Below are 19,605 nucleotides of genomic sequence, written 5' to 3' on the forward strand. Positions count from 1 at the left end.
TGATCGGGCCTGAACTGCGATAACAATGGTGCGCGATACTGGGATTGAACCAGTGACCTCTTCCGTGTCAGGGAAGCGCTCTCCCGCTGAGCTAATCGCGCCGGGACATACTCGGAGGTGGAGACGGGAATCGAACCCGTGTGCACGGCTTTGCAGGCCGTTGCCTCACCACTCGGCCACTCCACCGCTGGGGTTGATGCCATTGCACCTTCGAGCGGACGACGGGATTCGAACCCGCGACCCCAACCTTGGCAAGGTTGTGCGCTACCAACTGCGCCACGTCCGCGCGCCACGGGCGAGATCGTCGCCCGTCGCGATGCAGAACGATAGTCCACCCAGTCAGGGGTACACAAATCCCTCGCCGGCCATGTCGCCTGCGGATCAGAAGAGTGTGTAGCCCTGGCGCGAAATCGTGAACCCGCGGCCGTCGGAGTTCGAACACCGCATTCCCGAGGGCTCGCTGTTGCAGCTCATGCCGCCGCCGGCCTGGAACTCGCCGAAGGGCAGGACCGAGCCGAAGCCCATGGTGGTGTCGCCGGCGCAGACGAAGCGGGCCGGGCCTGTCGGATTCAGCTCGATGCCCTGGCCGAAGTTGACGACGCTCGGGCAGTCGGCGGGGCGTGGGGGAGGAGACCAATCCCGGTCCGCGATATCGCAGCGCAGCAGGTCGTCGACCATCATGCAGCCGATGTTGCCGCTGGGCGAGGTGAACCCGACGGTGTCGGCCGTTGCGGCCGGTGCGCTGAACATCGCTGCACCGGCCAATCCCGCCATTGCCACGGTGAGTCGCTTCATAGCGTGAAGATACCGGTGAACTGGCTGGTCGGCGGGGCGAAGACGGAAATGGAGGTGTGAGGGATTCTGGGGCGAACACCCTCGCGTGTTAGTCTTCTGCCTCGTTCGATTCGTTGGGATCCGGTCTCGTAGCTCAGTGGGAGAGCGTCCGCCTCACACGCGGAAGGTCGCTGGTTCGAAACCAGCCGGGACCACCACCAAAACCGCAGTTCCAAGGGTGTTTGGCGCGGATTTCTGACCGTGCCGGATTCACGCCGGTTAGTTCCGTGATCCATATGGACCAGACAACTGGTGCCCCATTTCCCCGTGGCCTTCTGTTGGCCGGCGCATATTCGTATTTGCTCTGTTCGCGGCACATGTACAACTCTTTTTGCAGCCCTGGGTAACTCGGTTTTTATGGGTGTTAACTACGGCGCGCGTGACAAACTCCATCAGCGCCCCAACCCGGAAGCCTTTTGACCTGAACCTCATTGTCTAGGCCGCAGAAGCCGTGACCGGCAGCACCGCTTTACGCGACGTACTGCAAGACCTTGCCTGTGCCCTAAAACTGAGGCGCATTCGTCGGCCTTGTATGGATGACTCTCGACGCCACTGCGGCCGTTCTGGACGCCATGTGAGCGGCCCCCGGCGTCGGCCCGACGCTCCTCCCCGAGTGTCGGGCCGACCCGCCGGTCAGTCCTCAGACAGCTGCTATGCCAGTCGTGCGTGTCCCGCGGCATGCCAGCATGTGACCCCAAACGTCCAACGCTTGGTCTCGATGGGGGGAAGCGCCGCCCGCCCCGGCGACAAGATCAACCAGCGCTCCCGCGATGGCGCCAAGGCCGACACCGGTTTGACGGACGGCACCAGCCAGTTCGTCGAACGCTTCCCGCTCGGTGCAGCCACGTACTCCGATCAAGATGCCGATCGCCACGTCGATCACGCGGCGGGAAGCCTGGTCGCCCTGTAGGCCCTTTTCGCTCATCGCCCGCACCCGTCAACTTCATACCTACCGTGTGTCGAGGACGCCTCGGTCAGATGAACGCACGGCGACAAGATCGCTCTAGGTGGGGTGTGACACCGCGCCGCGAGTGGTGAAACGCTGAGCGCTGCTGGGTGGTGCTGCATTCGTGTGGACTGCGCGCCCGCCTCGCGACGCCGGTTCGTAACTCAACGCATGCAATCGTTCCGCAGTCTCGGGATAGCGGCGATGTAGCCCATCGATCAGACGGTGCACCTCGTAGAGGTCGCGGCGCAGAATGCCCGCGCTCGGGTCTCTGCGGGAGATCCCTCGCTCGTGTGCGTAGCGGTTGCGATCATCTGCGGCTTCGAGCTGGTGCGATATGTCGTCAACGTGTCTGTGTAGCTCCCGCAGAAGTGCCCGTGCTTGCGCCGCCCCAACGTCATCGACCATCAGAGGATCGTCTCATCCATACTCGATGATCGCGCGCGGACCGGCACGTCGTGACCGAGTGCTACCCGCCGGGTTGACGGTTGTCGAAGGCCAGCGGAGGAATGATCGCCGAAGCCGAGCAGCGGCTCGCCAGCACGTACGCGGACACCCCGCGGTCGCTCGTTCCGGCGTCACGGTGACCAAATCACTGCGCTAGATCGCCGGTGCCGCAACGGTATCGGTTGAATTTGCCGACAGCCGTGAAAATCCTGGCGGCGCACACATGAAAGACGGCCCATCACCCGGTGGAAGTCACGCGGGAGATAGAGACGATCAATTGGTCGACCTGTTGGCGGCGCCGTCGCGGGCCGCGCGGGCCCGACGGTACGTCTGCATCGCGGGCCCGGTGTCGATCCGTACCCGCAACATCCGCATGTACCCGCGCATCCACAGCTTCGCCAGGACCAGCGATTGACCGGCATAGGGGTTGCGGTCACCAGGCTCAGCCAGTGAGCCGGAGTAGAGCGCGAATGTGTATTCCGCCCGCTTCGTCATTGGGCAATCATGCCGGGAGGCGGGCGCATAGCTGCGGCTCCCACGCCGACGACGGGGGAGCTACAGAGCGACGGCTTCCCGCGCAGGTGTCATCAGTGGCCTCATGTGCGATTTGAAACACGTTCGACTTCAACATGATTGTTCTCCGGGCCTGCGCCCGGGATCACGGGGCCGAACGGCAGGCCTGCCGCGTCATCCGGCGGCGTCGTGGGCCGATGTCCCCGATCCTGAGACAGCGACGTGGAAACCGGTGTACAGCTTCTGATCGGCCGACAACACGACCTAGGAGCGCACCGCCTCGATGATCAAGTCCGTAACCGCCGCCATTCTGGCCGCTTCGCTCATCCTGACGGGATGCCAGAATTCCGCGCCACCGACCGCCGGGGACGGGTATCCCTCCGGGCCGGTGACCATGACGGCCGGCGCGAACCCGGGCAGCGGATTCGACCTCACCATCCGCTCCGTCGTCGAGGCCCTCGAGACCGACGACATCGTCACCGTGCCGCTGCCGATGCAGAATCGGCCCGGCGGGATCGGTTCGGTGTTCCTCGCGGAGATGGTGGAGCAGTACGAGGGCGCTGACGACCAGGTGTCGGTCACCTCGCTGGCGATGATGATGAACGAACTCCAGGGGATGTCCGAGTACGGCTACCGCGACGTCACCATGATCGCCCGGTTGATGACGGAGTACTTCGTCGTCGTCACCGGCCCTGGTTCTCCGTTCGCGAACCTCACCGACGTCGTGACGGCGATCAAGTCCGACCCCGGTGCTGTGACCGTCGGTGCCGCGATCGACGACCAGGCGCCGTTCGACCTACTGGTGACGGCCGCAGGCGGCGATCCTGCACTGGTCGACTACGTGAGCCTGGAGGGTGGGGGTGAACAGAGTGCGGCGCTTCTCAACGGCGAGATCAGCGTGGCGATTGCCGGCGTGAGCGAGGTGATCAGCATGGTGAACTCCGGTCAGCTCACCGCACTGGGGGTGCTGTCGGAGGAGAGGCTGCCCGGACTGAACGCCCCCACCGCCAGGGAGCAGGGACTCGACGTGACCCTGTCGAACTGGCGTGGGCTCTACGGACCGCCGGAGATGCCCGAATTCGCGGTCGCCTACTGGCAGAACGCGCTCGGCGAGATGGTGGAGTCGCCGACGTGGAAGCAGATCGCGGAGCGCAACCAGTTCACCACCACCTTCATGATCGGTGACGAGTTCCAGACCTTCCTCGCCGAGACCCAGGCCGACGTCAAGGCCGCCATCGAGGAGGCGGGCCCGTAACTTTCGGGCGGGCGCGAAACATCCGGGTGGTCACCACCAGTGGGTTGCGGCGCCGATCTGACGCCCCAGTTCCTCTGCCATGGTGCGCATGTAGGTGGCCGACAGGTGATGAGAGTCGTGATACACCAAGATGTTTCCTTCGCGGACGCGGCAGACCTCGGCGTCGCACACGGCATCGCTGAGATCGAGCGGATGCAGTAGCGGATATCGTTGCGCCACGGCCAGTGTCGGGTTCACGCCGGAGAGCGCCTCTGACCGCTCGACGCCGCAGCTGGCCGCGCTTCCGCCGCGGGACAGACAGTCGGCTGGATCGCGCAGCCAGCCGTCTCGAATCAGCCACGGGGTGTCCCGAACGCCGAGAATGCTGATTCCGTTGTCGGAGAACATGTCCCAGATGCCCAGATAGCTTTCGGGTACTACATCTCCTGGCCCGTCCAGATTCGGACGGGTGGTGGTGGTGAACACGAAGTCCGGTCGGTCGGCGATCAGCTTCGCCATCACCTTCTGGTTCCAGTGGTGACACTGCGGATATCCCTTGTCGGAGAGGGCGATCATCGGCATCTGTTCGGTCGTCAGGGGGCAGCCCATCTTCAGATAGGTGACCACCCGGAAATGGTGCCGTGCACCCAACAGATCCAGCGCGGTGATCCAGTGCTCGGCGTGCGATCCGCCGGCCAGCGCGATGGTGCGCATCGCGTCCGGGTCGCCATAGATGCAGTTGATCACCGCCGGGTTGAGGAAGTCGCTGATGCATTTGTCTTTGGTCGTCGCCGGTAGATCGTCGGTGGCTTCCATCACCGACGGTCGCATCGGCAGCGCGGGCACCCGCGCCTGGTTGACCAGGGCACGCGCCCCCGGGTAGTCGCGGGCGGGCAGTTGCAACAGTTCGTGTCCGCTGGCTCGCTGAATCGTGACGTGTTCGCGCCACCCGAACGATGTCGTCATCAGCGCCACCGCCAGCAGTGCCACTATCGACCGGACGGCAAACGTCGGCTGGATTCGCCAGTTGCGCACCCTGACTGCCCGGGTCGGCGCAGGACTGTGCGGGCGGGGATGGCGCAGGGGTTCTTCGATGAAGCGGTGCGTGACATAGGCGAGCAGCAGCGAAACCACCAGCACTGCAAGCCCTTCGGCAAACCCGACCCTGCTTTCGCCCGTGTGCACCAGCCAGAAGATCAGGATCGGCCAATGCCAGAGATAGAGCGAGTACGCGATTCCTCCGAGCACGATGAACGGACGTGCGGACAGCGCCCTGAGTGGGTACGGGACACTGCCCACGTGGCCTGATCCCGCCGCGATCACCAGGATCGTCGCGCCGACGGGCACCAGTGCCCACGGACCCGGGAACAGTTGCGCGCCGTCGATCAGAATTCCGCACGTCAGAATCGCCGCGATGCCGATTGCCGCGGCCACGGTCCGCAACCAGCCGGGAAGGCGCAGCCCCGACAGCAGCATTGCAGCGAGCACCCCGGCCAGCAGCTCCCATCCGCGGGCGAAGCTGTCGTAGTAGGCCGCTGCCTGATTCTCGGACTGGGCGACGATGGCGTATCCGAACGAGGCGATGGTGAGCGCACCGAGAATGCCGACGATCACGGGCTTCAACCGGGGCCCCAGCGTCGACCGCAGAAGATAGGTCAGCGCCGTGATCACCGCCAGGAAGGCGATGTAGAACTGGCCCTGCACCGACATCGACCAGATGTGTTGGAGCGGACTGACGCCTTCGCCCGCGCGCAGGTAGTCCGCGGCAGAGTTCGCCAGGTGCCAGTTCTGGTAGTACCCGAGGCTGGCCAAGCTCTGATCGGCGAAGGTTTCCCAGCGAGTCTTGGGCTGAAGCGTCACGGTCAGCAGCGCCGCAACACCGAGGACCACGATCAGCGCGGGCAGGAGGCGGCGCGCCAGGCGGCGGATGTGGGGTAGCGGTGACAGCGACGCCCCGGGTGTCAGGGCGCCCCGCAACACCATCCCGCCGAAAAAGTATCCCGACAGCACCAGGAAGACGTCGACCCCGCCCGATACCCGTCCGAACCAGATGTGGAATACCGCGACGAGCGCAATCGCCACACCGCGCAGACCGTCGAGATCGGCGCGGCGGGCCGACGCGGATCCTGATTGGTCGCCGGCAGTGCCGACAGCGGGCGTGGCTGATCCGCGCATCATGCCGGGCACGCTCACCACCTCGCTGAACAGGGAATATGCGCCAATGGTCGGGTGGGGCCCGACGCGCATTGTCCTCAATTTACCTAGGGTGGCTCCCGAATGCCGCTTCGGCGTCGTTCGCCGACAGTGCCGGGTGCAGCTGCACCTCGTGTGCCTTCACCACAAAGTGCACGGTTCTGCCGGGCTCCAGGTCGAGGTCAGCGGCTGCAGTGGCGGTGATGTCGGCGGCGAGTCCGGTGCCGCCGTCGGGTTGGTCGACACCGCGGATCCGCACCGTTGTCCCGTGGATCTCCAGTTCGGCGATCGTCACCTCGATGACATTGCGTGGGCTTGCGTGCGGCGGGTCGAGGTGGACCGCCACCGTGCTCGGCCGGAACAGGGCGATCGCCTGGGTGGCCGCCGCGACGTCGCCGACCCCGACGATGTGGGTGCCCCACGCGGTACGCAGCCCGTCGGAGTCCGACATGACCCCCGGGATCAGGTTGATGCCGGCGATGCGGGCGGCGAAGTCGCTGCGCGGAGCCGTCAGGACCCGCCGCACCGGCCCCCTTTCGACCACCCGGCCATCCTCGATGACGATGACCTTGTCGGCGACGGCCAGCGCATCGAGCAGGTCGTGGGTGACGATGATCGCCGTCCGGCCGTCCCGGCGCAGGATCTCCCGCAGTAATCGGCGCAGCGCCGGAGCCGCGGTGACGTCGAGAGCTGCCATCGGTTCGTCGAGGAGCAGCAGCCGTGGTTCGGCGGCCAGCGCGCGGGCCACCGCGACGCGCTGTGCCTGACCGCCCGAGAGTTGTGCCGGTCGCCGGTCGGCGAGGTCGGCGGCGCCGACGGCCTCGAGCCAGTGCCGCGCGGCGGCGCGCGCGGCCGACCGTGAACGGCCCCTGCAGCGTGGGGCGTAGCCCACATTGGCCGCAACCGTCATGTGTGGGAACAGCATTGGCTGTTGCGTCAGCATTGCCACACCGCGGGCGTGCGCGGGCACGAACGTGCCGGTGCTGGTGTCGGTGACGGCGGTGCCGCCGAGTTCGATCCTGCCGTGATCCGGCCGGAGGAGGCCGGCGATCATCAGCAGCAGCGTCGACTTACCGACACCGTTGGGGCCCAGCACGGCGAGCACCTCGCCGTCGTCGAGGTCGACGTCAAGATCGACTCCGCGATGCTCCAGGCGTGCCTCGACACGCACGGCACTCACAGCGGCCCCGTCAGCCGGCGGCTGGCCGAGGCGATCACGATCGCCGCGGCGACGACGATGAGCAGCAGCGACAGGGCAACCGCGGCATCGGCATCGGTTTCGCGCTGCAGGTAGATCTCCAGGGGCAGTGTCCTGGTCACGCCCTGCAGCGACCCGGCGAACGTCAGCGTCGCGCCGAACTCGCCCAGCGATCGGGCGAACGCCAGCACCGCACCCGACACCAGGCCCGGCAGCACCAACGGCAGCGTCACGGTCCGCAGCACCGTGGTGGGCCGCGCGCCGAGTGTTGCGGCGATGTGGTCATATCCCGATCCGGCTGAACGCAACGCGCCTTCGAGGCTGACGACCAGAAAGGGCAGCGACACGAACGACTGGGCGAGCACCACCGCCGTGGTCGAGAACGCGATCCGGATGCCGAGCACATCGAGGTGCTGGCCGAGCAGTCCCTGCCGGCCGAACGTGTACAGCAGCGCGATCCCGCCGACCACCGGCGGCAGGACCAGCGGCAGCAGCACCAGCGCGCGCAGCACCGGCAGCCCGCGAAAGCTGCCGCGTGCCAGTACAAGAGCCATCGGCACACCGATGACGATGCACACCGCGGTGCTGGCGGTCGCTGTCTTCACGCTGAGAGCCAGTGCCGCAAGGGAGGATTCGGAGGTGATCAAGGGAAAGAACTGCGGCCAGTCGATGTTGAGAAGAACCGCGACAAGCGGCACGATCACGAACGCGGCACCGAGCAGCGCAGGCAGGTAGATCCACGTCGGTAGTCCGACCTGCACCATGCCGGGGCGCACCGTGCTGGTCATGGCGCAGCGAATCCCGCTGCTGCCAACACTTCCTGTCCCTGGGTTCCGGTCACCAGATCGACGAACATCTGCGCGGTGTCCGGACGGTCGGCTTCTTCGAGGGCCGCGATCGGGTAGGTGTTCACCGCGGCGGACGACTCCGGGAACACGACGGTGGTCACCTGATCGCCAGCGGCGACTGCATCGGTGACATACACCAGGCCGGCGTCGGCTTGGCCGGAGGTGATCTTGCCGAGCACGTCGGTGACGGCGGACTCCTCGCTGACCGGCGACAGGCTCACCCCGGTCGCCCGCTCGAGAGTCTCGGTGGCCGATCCACAGGGCACCTGTGGTGCGCACACCACCACTTGGGTTCCCGGCGCAGCCAGATCGGCGAAAGAGGCCACTCCGCGAGGGTTTCCGGGTGGGGTGACGATGGTCAGCGTGTTGGTGGCGAAGTCGACCGGGTCACCGCTGACCAGTCCGGCGTCGACCGCCTTGGACATGTTGTTCGTGTCGGCGGACGCGAAGACGTCGGCGGGTGCGCCCTGCGTGAGTTGGGTGACGAGGTCGGAGGAACCGGCGAAGTTGAACGTCACCGTCGTTCCGGGATGGTCCTTTTCGAATCGGGCGCCCAACTCGGTGAACGTCGACTTCAGTGACGCCGCAGCAAAAACCGTGACGTCGGTGCTGTCGGTCTGCGGCGACGAACAACCTGTGAGAACCCACAGTGCCGCGGCGACACAGACGACCGTCCTCACGACGTCCCCGCCGGTGTTTCGACGATGACCGTGGTGGCCTTCACCACAGCCTCGGCGACCACACCCGGTTCGAGGCCCAGATGGCGCGCCGACTCGGCGCTCATCAGCGAGACCACGGTGAACGGACCACACTGCATCTGCACCTCGGCCATGACCCGATCCGCGGTCACCTTGGTGACCAGGCCGACGAACCGGTTGCGCGCGGAACTTCCGACGCCGAGCAGATCGGGCGGCGGCGACGCGTGGTCACCCGCGAATTCGGCGAGCACGTCGCCGGCGATCACCTTGCGGCCCGTGTCGTCCTTATAGGACGCCAGGGTGCCGCCGTCGATCCAGCGGCGCACGGTGTCATCGCTGACCCCGAGCAGGGCTGCGGCGTCCTTGATCCGAATGGGCGGCACCACGTGGCCCTCTTTTCCGCATTTACTGAATGAAGATCCCACTCTATCCGTATCAGCGGAAACGGGGTATGCGGGTCAGTCGTCGTCGAGGACCGAGAACGGCTCGGTCGGCGTCTCGACCACCATCAGCTGTGCCGCCGACTCCGACGGAACGACTCGGCGGGCCAGCGCCTGCAGCGCCTGCTCGGTGCCCACGTCACGGCCGGCCTGCTCGGAGAGCAGCCAGCGCACCTCGAGCAGATCGCAGTACGCCTGGATCGGTGTTCCGGTACCCCCGAGCGCGGAATGCGCGCGATGCATCGTCGGCGTGGCGACCTCCATCACCCACAGTTGCGCAGCGGTGCGCTCGTCGACGTCGTGTCCCGCCTCGCGGCAGAGCTGCCCCTGGTACGCCTGGATATCGCCCAGCAGGATGCGGGCCTGCCCCTCGCCGACGTCCAGCCCCGTCAGCCGCTGCAGTTGGGTTGCGTGAAAGCGGCGGTCACCGACCGCCACATGCAGACGAAGCTCGTCGGCGCCGGCACTCACCGGCTGCAGGGACACCTCGTCGACGGCGAAGCCCAGCTCGTTGAGCCTGCGGATGGTCCCCTCCACCCGGTAGCGGTCGGCGAAACCGAAGGTCGGCTCGGAGTGGAGCAGGTCCCACAGTCTCTCGTAGCGCCGTCGGATGCTCAGCGCCTCCTGGATGAATCCTGCTTCCAGTTCCGGCTTTTCGAGCTTGGCCGCCACATCCAGCAGTCCCGCCGCGACGTTCTCGACGGTGATGTCGATGTCGTGGGTCCGCTGTCCGTCGGAGAGCCGCGGATGGACCTCGCTGGTCTCGGCGTCGACGAGGAACGCCTGCAAGACCTGTCCGTCGCGGGAGAACAGTGTGTTGGCCAGCGAGCAGTCACCCCAGAAGACCCCGTGCCGGTGTAGTTCGACCAGCAGCGTGGCCATCGCGTCGAACAGTCGGGCGCGGTGCTTGGGTGCATCGGCCGGCAGTCGCATGAACAGCCGCCGGTACTGCCACGAACCGACGAGGTATCGGGTCAGCAGGATCGCGGTGTCGAAGTCCGGTTGGAACACCAGCCCGGCGGGTCGAACCGCGTTCAGACCCATCTCTTCCAACCGGCTCAGCACGTCGTATTCGCGGGCGGCGATCCGCGGCGGCAGTTCCTTGACGGCCCACAGTTCGCCGTCGGAGTCGACGAACTTCACGAGGTGCCGGCTGGGTCCGACCGCGATGTCGCGCAGCGGAACCTCGGGCACCATCCACTCGGCCAGCGGGCGGTCCCAGGGCAGCGCCAGCAATCCCGGGCACGGGGCCCGTAGCCGCAGCTCGGGAGCTGCCATCGGCGTGTGGGTTCCGCAGCTCAGCCGGTGGACGCTGCGTGCCGCCCGCGGGACTCTGCTGAACGCGTGAGGTTGTCACCGGTCTGAGGATCGAACAGGTGCAGCCTCTCGTCGTCGAGCCACAAGGTGGCCTTGTCACCCGAACGCACCCGGCTCAACGGATCCAGCTCCACGCAGATCTGCGTGCGCAGCTGCTCACTGTCGAGCTCGCTGGCCAGCTCGGCGAGCTGGCCGGAAATCTCCGCGGTGGCTTCGAAGGGCACAAACGCGTACTGCTCGTTGCCCAGCCACTCGGTCACATCGATGTCGACGTCGAAAGTGACTCCGCGGGAGCGCTTGTCGGCGTCGACGAACTCGGCGTCCTCGAACGCCCCCGGCCGGATCCCGGCGATGTAGACCTTCCCGTCCTCGACGGCGTCGCGCCACTCGTCGCGCAGCGGGATCGTCACGAACGGCAGCTCGATCTCGTTGCCGGTCACCCGCGCGGGCACGAAGTTCATCGGCGGAGAGCCGATGAAGCCTGCGACGAAGAGATTGACCGGCTGGTCGTAGAGCTCGCGCGGGCTGGCGACCTGTTGCATGATGCCCCTCTTCAGCACTGCGACACGGTCGCCGAGGGTCATGGCCTCGGTCTGATCGTGGGTGACGTACACCGTCGTGACCCCGAGGCGGCGTTGCAGCCGAAGGATCTCGGTGCGCATCTGGCCGCGCAGTTTCGCGTCGAGATTGCTCAACGGCTCGTCGAAGAGGAACGCGTCGGCCTGGCGGACGATCGCGCGTCCCATCGCCACCCGCTGGCGCTGGCCGCCGGACAGGTTGGCCGGCTTCCGGTCGAGATGCTCGCCGAGTTCGAGGGTGTCCGCCGCCTCGGTGACGAGCTTGCGGATCTCGTCGTCGGAGTGCTTGCCGGACAGCCGAAGCGGGAACGCGATGTTCTCGAAGACCGTCAGGTGCGGGTACAGCGCGTAGTTCTGGAACACCATGGCCAGGTTGCGGTCGCGCGGGGCCTTGTCGTTGACGCGGGTGTCGCCGATCAGCATGTCACCGGAGGTGATGTCCTCCAGACCCACGATCATCCGCAGCAGCGTGGACTTCCCGCAGCCGGACGGTCCGACGAGGATGACGAACTCGCCGTCGGCGATGTCGAGGCTGACGTCGTTGACGGCCGGGAAGCCGTCGTCGTACTTCTTGACGATGTTGCGCATCGTGATTGCTGCCATGGGTTATCCCTTCACTGCTCCGGAAGTCAGGCCGGCGACGATGCGCCGTTGGAAGATGAGGACCAAGATGACGACGGGGATCGTGACGATCACCGACGCGGCCATGATGTAGGGCACTGGCGACTCGAAGTAGGACGCGCCCTGGAAGAACGCCAACGCCGCCGGCACCGTGCGGGCGCTGTCGGTGGACGTCAGCGAGATGGCGAAGAGGAAGTCGTTCCAGCAGAAGAAGAACGTCAGGATCGCCGTGGTGAACACCCCCGGCGCCGCCAACGGGACGATCACCTTGCGGAAGGCCTGCCATGAGGTGGCGCCGTCCACCTGCGCGGCATGTTCCATCTCCCAGGGGATCTGGCGGAAGAACGCCGACATCGTCCAGATCGACAGCGGCAGCGCGAATGTCAGATACGGGATGATCAGACCCAGCCAGGTGTCGTAGATCCCCAGTCCGCGCCACATGTCGAACAGCGGGCCCACCAGGGCTGCCTGCGGGAACATCGCGATGCCCAGGGCCAGAGACAGCAACACCTTCTTGCCGCGGAACTCCAGGCGCGCGATGGCATACGCCGCGAACATCGCGATGACCACCGAGATGCCCGTGGCGATGACCGCGATGCCGATCGAGTTGATCAGCGCCCTGGTGAACAGCGGATTGCTGAAGATCTGGGCGAAGTTGTCGAGGGTGAATGTGCTCGGCAGGAAGGACGGTGTACCCGAGACGATGTCCGACGGTGGCTTGAAGGCCAGGCTGATCATCCACAGCATCGGCGCGAAGCTGTAGATGAGGATGACGATGCCTGCGATCGTCCACCACTTGGTGTTCTTGGTCACTGGTCACCCCTGACTTGCGAGAGGTCGGTTTTGAAGACCTTGATGAAGATCCAGGCGATCAGGACGACGGACAGGAACAACAACACCGAGACCGCCGACCCCATACCGAGATTCACCAGCGTGACGTTCTGCCGATAGGCCAGGAACGAGATCGTCTCGGTGTTGTTCGCGCCTGCGGTCATCACGTACGGGTTGTCGAAGATCCGCCACGCGTCCAGCGTGCGGAACAGCAGCGCCACCATGATCGCGGCCTTCATGTTCGGCAGCGTGATCTTCCAGAGTCGTTGCCATGCGGTGGCGCCGTCGACCTTGGCGGCCTCCTGCATGTCTTCGGGGACCTGCACCAGACCGGCCAGCAGCAGCAGCGAGATGAACGGTGTGGTCTTCCAGATCTCCGAGAGGCAGATGACGAAGATGGCGGACCACCGGTCACCGAACCAGTCGAACTCCGACAGGTTCAGCCACTGGTTGACGAAACCGGAATCGATGGCGAAGGCGTAGCGCCAGATGAACGCCGACACCACGGTGACGATGCCGTACGGGATGAGGATCGCCGTGCGCAGCGGGCCGCGCCCCCGAACGATGCGCAGCATCACGAAGGCGAACCAGAAACCGAGCACGAGCTCGACCGCCACCGTGACGACCGTGATGACCAGTGTGGTGACGAAGTCGTTCCACCACAGCGGGTCGGTGAGGATGACGAGGTAGTTGCTCAACCCGACGAAGCTGCGACCTTCCGGGTCGGTGAGGCGGAAGTTGTACAGCGACAACACCAGTGCGTAGCCCAGCGGGTACGCGGTGACCAGCAGCATCACCACATACGACGGAAGGGTCAGGTAGAACCCGAGCCGGCGCTCGCCCTTGATGCGCTCACTGGCTACCGGCTTGCCGGGGTCCTTCTGGATCGGGGCATCCTGAACAGCCGTCACAGCAGCCGCCTCCCCGCCAGCACGTCAGCCATGAATTGGTCTGTCCTTTCCGGTGTTTCGGCGTTCACCGAGGCCGGCGGGTGCCAGGTCTGCTGGATCGCGCCCGAGATGTCGGTGTAGAAGGGGCTCGGCGGGCGGGGCCCCCCGTCGCCGATGGACTCCCGGATGAGGTCGGCGTTGGCATACTCGGCGCGGATGTCGGGGTTGTCATACGACGCGGCGTACGGCGAGGGCTCGCTCTCGTCGAGCATGTACTGGGTGGCCATGGGCTCGGCGTTGATGCATTCGACCAGAGCCACCGCCTGGTCGGGGTACTCCGTGTACGCACCGATGCCGAGGTTCGCGCCACCCAACGGCGGCGCGCTGGGACGGTCAGGGGAGACCCTGGGGTAACGGGCCCAGCCGATGTCGTCGACCACCTCTTGCGGCAGCGTGCCCTCCTCGGCGGCGCTGCGGGCCGCGGCCAGGACGTAGGGCCAGTTGACCATGAACATGCCCTGCTCGGACTGGAAGTTGGCGCGCGCCTGCTCCTCCGACGCGTTGGACATGTCGACGGGCGCGGCAGGGGACCGACCGAGGTTGCCGACGATCTCGGCGGCTTTCTCCCCGGGTGGGGAGGCCAGCGACGGCCTGGCATTGCGGCCTGCCTCGACGTCCTCGAGCAGTGCGCCGCCGCCGGAGAGCACCAGCGCGTTGATCAACACCGTGTAACCCTCGTAGCGCTGTGCCTGCACCGCGATCTTCTTGTTCTGTCCCACAGCGGCTTTGAGCATCTCGTCCCACGTGAACGTCGGCGAGGCGGGATCGACGCCGGCGGCGGCCGCGGCGGACTTGCGATACCAGAGCAGCTGGGCGTTGGACTTGTAGGGCGCCCCGTAAAGGGTGTCCTCCCATATGCCCGTCTCGATGGGGGCGGGCAGCATTCCCGCGGTCAGCCGGCTGGTCTCCTCTGCGGTGTAGGGGCGAAGGAAGCCGGCGTTGGCGAATTCGGCGGTGAACACCACGTCCATGCTCACCAGATCAATCGAGGAATCGCCGGCGGCGAGGCGGCGGACCATCTGCTCGCGCTGGGCGGTGGCGGTACTGGGCAGCGACTCGATGCGCACCTGGTAGGCCCCGTTGGATGCCTCCGCGCACTGCTCAGCGCGTGCCACGGAGCCGCCGTTGTCGGGCAGGATGTACCACGTCAGTGTCGGGGGACCACCCTGACTGCCGCAGCCGGACAACAGCGTTGCCGCGACCAGAGGCGCGCTGGCCAGCGCGATTGCGCGGCGGCGTCGCCCCCGGGCGAACTGAATTCGTTTCATCACGTCCTCGTCCAAGAAAAGCCTGCAACGACGCCCGAGTCCGGATGAGGGCCACGGGCAGCACATTCGGTACGCGACGAGTGTGTCACAGTTCACAACGCTGATGGGACAGCGGTCTCAGCGCGGCGGGGCGGTGGATCCGCGGACGACCAGCCGGGTAGGCAGCGTCGACACCTCCTCCGGTGCCTCCACCGCGTCAGGATCGAGTTGAGCGAGCACCTGCCGCGCCGCGATCAGGCCCTGATCGCGCACCGGCTGCGCGACCGTCGTCAGGTCACTCAGGTCGGCCGACGGGTGGTCGTCGACCCCGATGACCGAGATTTGATGCGGGACAGAGATTCCAGACTTGCTCAGGGTGCGCAGCGCGCCGAGTGCCATCTCATCGGAATGGCAGAACACCGCGGTGGGTAACTGCGGCATGCTCAGCAGCATCTCCATGCCCTGCGCGCCGCCGTCGATTCCCCACTCGGCGATCACCACGATCGGGTCGGTCAGGCCGGCCTCGTCGATCTGCCGATGGAATCCCCGGATGCGTCCCTCATTGGTCGCCCACGGTGTGCCTTCTTCGTCTCGGGCCTGGATCATCGCGATGTCGCTGTGGCCGATGCGTACCAGGTGCCCGACGGCCTGTCTGGCGGCCAACTCCTCGTTGATGCCCACCCAGGGGTGACTGTCGCCGGGGTGATGCCCGCCGACGAACACGGTGGGCACCCCGAGTTGGTCCAGTCGCGTGCGCTCACGGGCGGTCAGCGGCACCGAGGCAACGATCACCGCGTCCACCTTGCGCCGCAACGGAAGCGCCTCGAAGAATCGGTAGCGGGAAGCGGAGTCCGGCAGCGCGTAGAGAACCAGATCCATGCCGACAGTGTCGAATTCGCCGGCGATCCCGGCGAGTACGGTCGAGTAGAACCACGCGTCTATGCGTGGCACCACGACACCGACTCGGCCGGTGGCTCCACCCGATAGGCGCGACGCCTCGGGGGACACCACGTATGCCAGCTCGCGAGCCGCGCGCAGAATGCGTTCCCGGGTGGTGGGGGAGACACCGGACTCGCCACGGAGCGCACGCGACACCGAGGCGATCGACACACCCGAACGCCGCGCCACATCGGTCATGTTGACCGTCTGTTTTGGGATCATCAAAACCCCACCGTAACGGAACGTAACTATTTGCGCTGATGCTTCACTGATTGACATGGTCAAGAGACACCGCGATTCTGGTGACGAAAACGTTTGCGCAGATTCCTCGAGGAGTGCCGTGGTTCCCGTCGTACCGTCCTGGTGGCAGACCGCCGTCGTCTACCAGGTCTACATCCGCAGCTTCGCCGACGGTAACGGCGACGGCATCGGTGACGTCCACGGGCTGCGGATGCGGCTGCCCTATGTGGCGCAGCTCGGAGTTGATGCCATCTGGATCAACCCGTGGTATCCCTCGCCGATGGCCGACGCAGGTTACGACGTCGCCGACTACCGCGACATCGAGCCGTCCTACGGAACCCTCGACGAGGCGCAGGCACTGATCTCCGAAGCGCACGCGCTCGGGATCCGGGTGCTGCTCGACATCGTGCCCAACCACACGTCCGATGAGCACGCGTGGTTTCGCGCGGCGCTTCGTGACGAGCCAGGGGCGCGGCAGCGCTACCACTTCCGTCCGGGGGCCGGCGACGACGGTGGGCTCCCGCCCAACAACTGGCAGAGCGTGTTCGGCGGCCCCGCCTGGACACAGGTGGCCGATGGCGACTGGTATCTACATCTCTTCGCCCCCGGTCAGCCCGACCTCAACTGGGAACACGACGAGGTGCGCCGTGAGTTCGAGGACATCCTGGCCTTCTGGTTCGACCGCGGCGTCGACGGCTTCCGCATCGATGTGGCACACGGTCTGGTCAAAGAGGCGGATCTGCCCGACGCGGTCGATACGGCCGATGTCGCGCAGACCCTCGTCCAGCCCAACGAGGGGCATCCGGCCTGGGACCAGGACGGGGTGCACGAGGTCTACCGCGGGTGGCGTTCGGTGGCCGACCGGTATTCGCCCGAGCGGATATTCATCGCCGAAGCGTGGGTACCGAGCAATGAGCGGCTCGCGCGCTACCTCCGGCCTGACGAGTTGCACACCGCATTCCAGTTCGACTTCCTGCGGACTCCCTGGCGCGCTGAGCTCCTCCGCTCCGTGGTGGACGACGCCATCGGCGCGGCGGCGACAGTGGGTGCGCCGCCGACCTGGGTGCTGTCCAACCACGACGTGCCCCGCACCGTGACGCGGTTCTCCCGGTCCCAGCCGATGCATCTGATCGAAACCGACTGGGAGCGAGCACGCTGGGCCGGTGAGGACCCCGATCACGAGCTCGGCCGCCGGCGCGCCCGCGCCGCCGCTCTGGTGCAGTTGGCACTGCCGGGAACCGCCTACGTCTATCAGGGTGAGGAACTGGCTCTCGAAGAGGTCGAGAACCTTCCCGACGAGGCGCGCCAGGACCCTGCATGGGTGCAGTCCGGGTTCACCGATGTCGGCCGGGACGGATGCCGTATTCCGTTGCCATGGAGCGACACATCCGCGCCCTATGGATTTGCACCCGATGACAGCGCCGCCACGTGGCTTCCGCAGCCGGAGGACTGGGCGGAACACAGTGTCGAGGCTCAGGATCGTGACCCGAATTCGACACTGAACCTGTATCGGGACGCGTTGCGGCTGCGACCGGAGCTGTGGCGCGACGCCGGCGACGTGACGTGGCTCGAGGTGGCGGCCGACGTCGCTGCATTCGAGCGCGGCGGCGCCCAGTGCTGGGTGAACACCGGCGAGACCGGAGTGCTGCTGCCGGGGTCGCTGTCGGTGGTGCTGTCGTCGGCACCGGGTGTCGACGGAACTCTGCCCCCGGACACGGCCGTGTGGCTCGCCTCCGGGCAGTCGCCGAAGTAGTGACCCAGGAGGGGTCTTTGTGCCCTCTTCAGTCGGCGGCCTCCCGGCGCACCCTGGAAGGCGACGATGACTCCTGAAGGGGGTGGCGGGGTGAACGCGGAGTTTCCGGATTCCGAGACCATCGGTGCCGCGCTGTCGCTGGCAGTCCGTGCGCCGTCGGTGCACAACTCTCAACCCTGGCAGTGGCGGCTGGGTGATGGCAGCGTGCATCTCTACGCCAACCCGGAACTGCTTCTGCCGCACACTGATCCCGACGGCCGTGACCTGATGCTGAGTTGTGGGGCCACACTCAATCACTGTGTGGTGGCGCTGGCGGCGTTGGGGTGGCAGTCCAAAGTCCACCGCTTCCCGAACCCGGCCGCGCCGAATCACCTCGCCGTGCTCGAACTGCACCGCTATCCCGCGGCCGATGTCGACGTGGCGCTGGCCGCGGCGATTCCCCGCCGCCGCACCGACCGGCGGCACTACAGCTCGTGGCCGGTGCCGCGCGGCGATATCGCACTGATGGGTGCGCGGGCGGCCAGAGGGGGCGTCACCCTTCGCCGGGTCGACGACCTTGCGGGTTTGCAGCGAGTTGTCACCGAAGCAGCGCGGCGGCACGCGGCCGACAAGCAATATCTGAGTGAACTGGCCACGTGGAGCGGGCGGTACGCATCGACCGCCGGGGTGCCCGCACGAAGTGTCCCCGGCGTTGACGGCTCCGGACCGATTCCCGTGCGGGCGTTCGCGGGTGGAGTGCTGTTGCAGCCACCCAACACGGAGCCGGCCGATGACCACGCGGTTGTCCTCGCGCTTGGAACGGTGGGTGACGACCCGATGTCGCGGTTGCGTGCGGGTGAAGTGACCAGCACCGTGCTCCTGACGGCTACGGCTCTGGGGTTGGCGAGTTGCCCGATCACCGAGCCGCTCGAGATCGCGGACACCCGCGAGGCGGTGCGCCGCGAGGTCTTCGGCGCAGACGGCTATCCGCAGATGCTGCTGCGGATCGGGTGGGCGCCGATCAACGCCGATCCGCTTCCGTCGACGCCGCGCCGCGATCTATCGGAAGTGGTTGCACGGCTCGATGATTGGTCGCCGACGTGATGTGAGTTCTGATCCGGGCGACTCCGCCGGTCACTCGGCGCCGGGTCGGCGCGGCCGGTGGAGTTTGGACACGAATACCGCAGCCTGGGTGCGACGTTCCATCCCCAGCTTGGCCAGCAGGCGTGACACATAGTTCTTGACGGTCTTCTCGGCGAGGAACATTCGCGCAGCGATCTGTTTGTTGGTCAGTCCCTCACCGAGCAGGTCGAGAAGCACCCGCTCCTGATCGGTCAGGTCCGACAGGGGATCGGAGCGTTCCCCTTCGCCACGAAGTTTGGCCATCAGGGCTGCAGCCGCCCGGTTGTCGAGCAACGATCGGCCGGCGCCGACCTCTTTGATCGCGTTGGCCAATTCCATGCCTTTGATGTCCTTGACGACGTAGCCGCTGGCACCGGCGAGGATCGCGTCGAGCATCGCTTCATCGGAGGTGAAGGAGGTGAGCATGAGGCACCGAAGGTCCGGGAGCAGGGAGAGCAGGTCGCGGCACAGTTCGATCCCATTACCGTCGGGCAACCGAACGTCGAGAACGGCCACGTCCGGTTGCATCGCCGGGATCCGGGCCAGCGCCTCTGCGACCGAACCGGCTTCGCCCACGACGTCGAGCTCGGGATCGCTGCCGAGCAGGTCGATCAGGCCGCGCCGGACGACTTCGTGGTCGTCGACCAGGAAAACCCTCACCTTGAGTGCGACGTCAT

General features: G+C 66.4%; 18 protein-coding genes and 4 tRNA genes. 4 read left to right on the forward strand and 18 right to left on the reverse strand.

Translation table 11 applies throughout. The annotated features are described in order from the left end of the window. Positions 1–26: 26 nt before the first annotated feature. From ABDC78_RS12235 to ABDC78_RS12250, 4 genes are all read right to left on the reverse strand, one after another. Positions 27–101 (reverse strand) — tRNA-Val (locus ABDC78_RS12235). 14 nt (positions 102–115) lie between these two features. Further along, positions 116–186: transfer RNA gene (locus ABDC78_RS12240), tRNA-Cys, on the reverse strand. A gap of 27 nt (positions 187–213) precedes the next feature. Continuing rightward, positions 214–286: transfer RNA gene (locus ABDC78_RS12245), tRNA-Gly, on the reverse strand. A gap of 95 nt (positions 287–381) precedes the next feature. Then, on the reverse strand, positions 382–795 hold the full coding sequence (locus ABDC78_RS12250; RefSeq protein WP_256736261.1) for a DUF6636 domain-containing protein: 414 nt from the start codon (positions 793–795) through the stop codon (positions 382–384). Positions 796–917: 122 nt separating this feature from the next. Here ABDC78_RS12250 and ABDC78_RS12255 point away from each other — a divergent pair. Beyond that, a tRNA-Val gene (locus tag ABDC78_RS12255) sits at positions 918–992 on the forward strand. A gap of 482 nt (positions 993–1,474) precedes the next feature. Here ABDC78_RS12255 and ABDC78_RS12260 read toward each other — a convergent pair. Both ABDC78_RS12260 and ABDC78_RS12265 read right to left on the reverse strand, forming a co-directional pair. Beyond that, complete coding sequence (locus ABDC78_RS12260; protein ID WP_178360524.1) at positions 1,475–1,759, reverse strand: ANTAR domain-containing protein; 285 nt, start codon at positions 1,757–1,759, stop codon at positions 1,475–1,477. A gap of 741 nt (positions 1,760–2,500) precedes the next feature. Next, positions 2,501–2,722: a hypothetical protein gene (locus ABDC78_RS12265; protein WP_178360525.1), complete on the reverse strand. Its 222-nt coding sequence runs from the start codon at positions 2,720–2,722 to the stop codon at positions 2,501–2,503. Positions 2,723–3,023: 301 nt separating this feature from the next. Here ABDC78_RS12265 and ABDC78_RS12270 point away from each other — a divergent pair, with 301 nt between their 5' ends. After that, positions 3,024–3,995, forward strand: a complete 972-nt coding sequence (locus ABDC78_RS12270) for a tripartite tricarboxylate transporter substrate-binding protein (protein WP_178360526.1) — start codon at positions 3,024–3,026, stop codon at positions 3,993–3,995. Positions 3,996–4,025: 30 nt separating this feature from the next. Here ABDC78_RS12270 and ABDC78_RS12275 read toward each other — a convergent pair whose 3' ends face one another. From ABDC78_RS12275 to ABDC78_RS12325, 11 genes are all read right to left on the reverse strand, one after another. After that, positions 4,026–6,221, reverse strand: a complete 2,196-nt coding sequence (locus ABDC78_RS12275) for an acyltransferase family protein (protein WP_256736262.1) — start codon at positions 6,219–6,221, stop codon at positions 4,026–4,028. A gap of 10 nt (positions 6,222–6,231) precedes the next feature. Further along, complete coding sequence (locus ABDC78_RS12280; RefSeq protein WP_178360527.1) at positions 6,232–7,347, reverse strand: ABC transporter ATP-binding protein; 1,116 nt, start codon at positions 7,345–7,347, stop codon at positions 6,232–6,234. Continuing rightward, positions 7,344–8,153 carry an ABC transporter permease gene (locus ABDC78_RS12285; protein WP_178360528.1) on the reverse strand — a complete coding sequence of 270 codons (810 nt, stop codon included), beginning with the start codon at positions 8,151–8,153 and terminating at the stop codon, positions 7,344–7,346. The genes ABDC78_RS12280 and ABDC78_RS12285 overlap by 4 nt, the downstream gene beginning before the upstream one ends. Then, positions 8,150–8,863, reverse strand: a complete 714-nt coding sequence (modA, locus tag ABDC78_RS12290) for a molybdate ABC transporter substrate-binding protein (protein ID WP_218621137.1) — start codon at positions 8,861–8,863, stop codon at positions 8,150–8,152. Before modA ends, ABDC78_RS12285 begins: the two co-directional genes overlap by 4 nt. A gap of 26 nt (positions 8,864–8,889) precedes the next feature. Beyond that, positions 8,890–9,294: a TOBE domain-containing protein gene (locus tag ABDC78_RS12295; RefSeq protein ID WP_178360546.1), complete on the reverse strand. Its 405-nt coding sequence runs from the start codon at positions 9,292–9,294 to the stop codon at positions 8,890–8,892. Between the two features lie 75 nt (positions 9,295–9,369). Next, the gene (locus tag ABDC78_RS12300; RefSeq protein ID WP_178360530.1) at positions 9,370–10,629 is read right to left on the reverse strand and encodes a DUF4032 domain-containing protein; all 1,260 of its coding nucleotides are present in this window, start codon (positions 10,627–10,629) and stop codon (positions 9,370–9,372) included. A 20-nt stretch (positions 10,630–10,649) separates the two neighbouring features. Beyond that, positions 10,650–11,849, reverse strand: coding sequence for a sn-glycerol-3-phosphate ABC transporter ATP-binding protein UgpC (ugpC, locus tag ABDC78_RS12305; protein ID WP_178360531.1), 1,200 nt, complete (start codon positions 11,847–11,849; stop codon positions 10,650–10,652). Positions 11,850–11,852: 3 nt separating this feature from the next. Next, positions 11,853–12,680 (reverse strand): carbohydrate ABC transporter permease, encoded by an 828-nt coding sequence (locus tag ABDC78_RS12310; protein WP_178360532.1) that lies wholly within the window; start codon positions 12,678–12,680, stop codon positions 11,853–11,855. After that, positions 12,677–13,609 carry a sugar ABC transporter permease gene (locus ABDC78_RS12315; protein WP_178360533.1) on the reverse strand — a complete coding sequence of 311 codons (933 nt, stop codon included), beginning with the start codon at positions 13,607–13,609 and terminating at the stop codon, positions 12,677–12,679. The genes ABDC78_RS12310 and ABDC78_RS12315 overlap by 4 nt, the downstream gene beginning before the upstream one ends. Beyond that, entirely contained in the window at positions 13,606–14,916 is a 1,311-nt protein-coding gene (locus ABDC78_RS12320; protein ID WP_178360534.1) for an extracellular solute-binding protein, read from the reverse strand. Before ABDC78_RS12320 ends, ABDC78_RS12315 begins: the two co-directional genes overlap by 4 nt. 117 nt (positions 14,917–15,033) lie before the next feature. Beyond that, positions 15,034–16,056 (reverse strand): LacI family DNA-binding transcriptional regulator, encoded by a 1,023-nt coding sequence (locus tag ABDC78_RS12325; protein WP_178360535.1) that lies wholly within the window; start codon positions 16,054–16,056, stop codon positions 15,034–15,036. A 118-nt stretch (positions 16,057–16,174) separates the two neighbouring features. Between ABDC78_RS12325 and ABDC78_RS12330 the strand changes: the two genes are divergently transcribed. Both ABDC78_RS12330 and ABDC78_RS12335 read left to right on the forward strand, forming a co-directional pair. Next, positions 16,175–17,827, forward strand: coding sequence for a glycoside hydrolase family 13 protein (locus ABDC78_RS12330; protein ID WP_347133443.1), 1,653 nt, complete (start codon positions 16,175–16,177; stop codon positions 17,825–17,827). A gap of 90 nt (positions 17,828–17,917) precedes the next feature. Next, positions 17,918–18,910, forward strand: coding sequence for a nitroreductase family protein (locus ABDC78_RS12335; RefSeq protein WP_178360547.1), 993 nt, complete (start codon positions 17,918–17,920; stop codon positions 18,908–18,910). Positions 18,911–18,940: 30 nt separating this feature from the next. On the opposite strand, the gene ABDC78_RS12340 is transcribed toward ABDC78_RS12335, so the two are convergent. After that, positions 18,941–19,588 (reverse strand): response regulator transcription factor, encoded by a 648-nt coding sequence (locus tag ABDC78_RS12340; RefSeq protein ID WP_178360548.1) that lies wholly within the window; start codon positions 19,586–19,588, stop codon positions 18,941–18,943. Between the last annotated feature and the right edge of the window lie 17 nt (positions 19,589–19,605).

It is taken from the genome of Mycobacterium sp. DL, from assembly GCF_039729195.1.
Taxonomy (GTDB): Bacteria; Actinomycetota; Actinomycetes; order Mycobacteriales; family Mycobacteriaceae; genus Mycobacterium; species Mycobacterium hippocampi_A.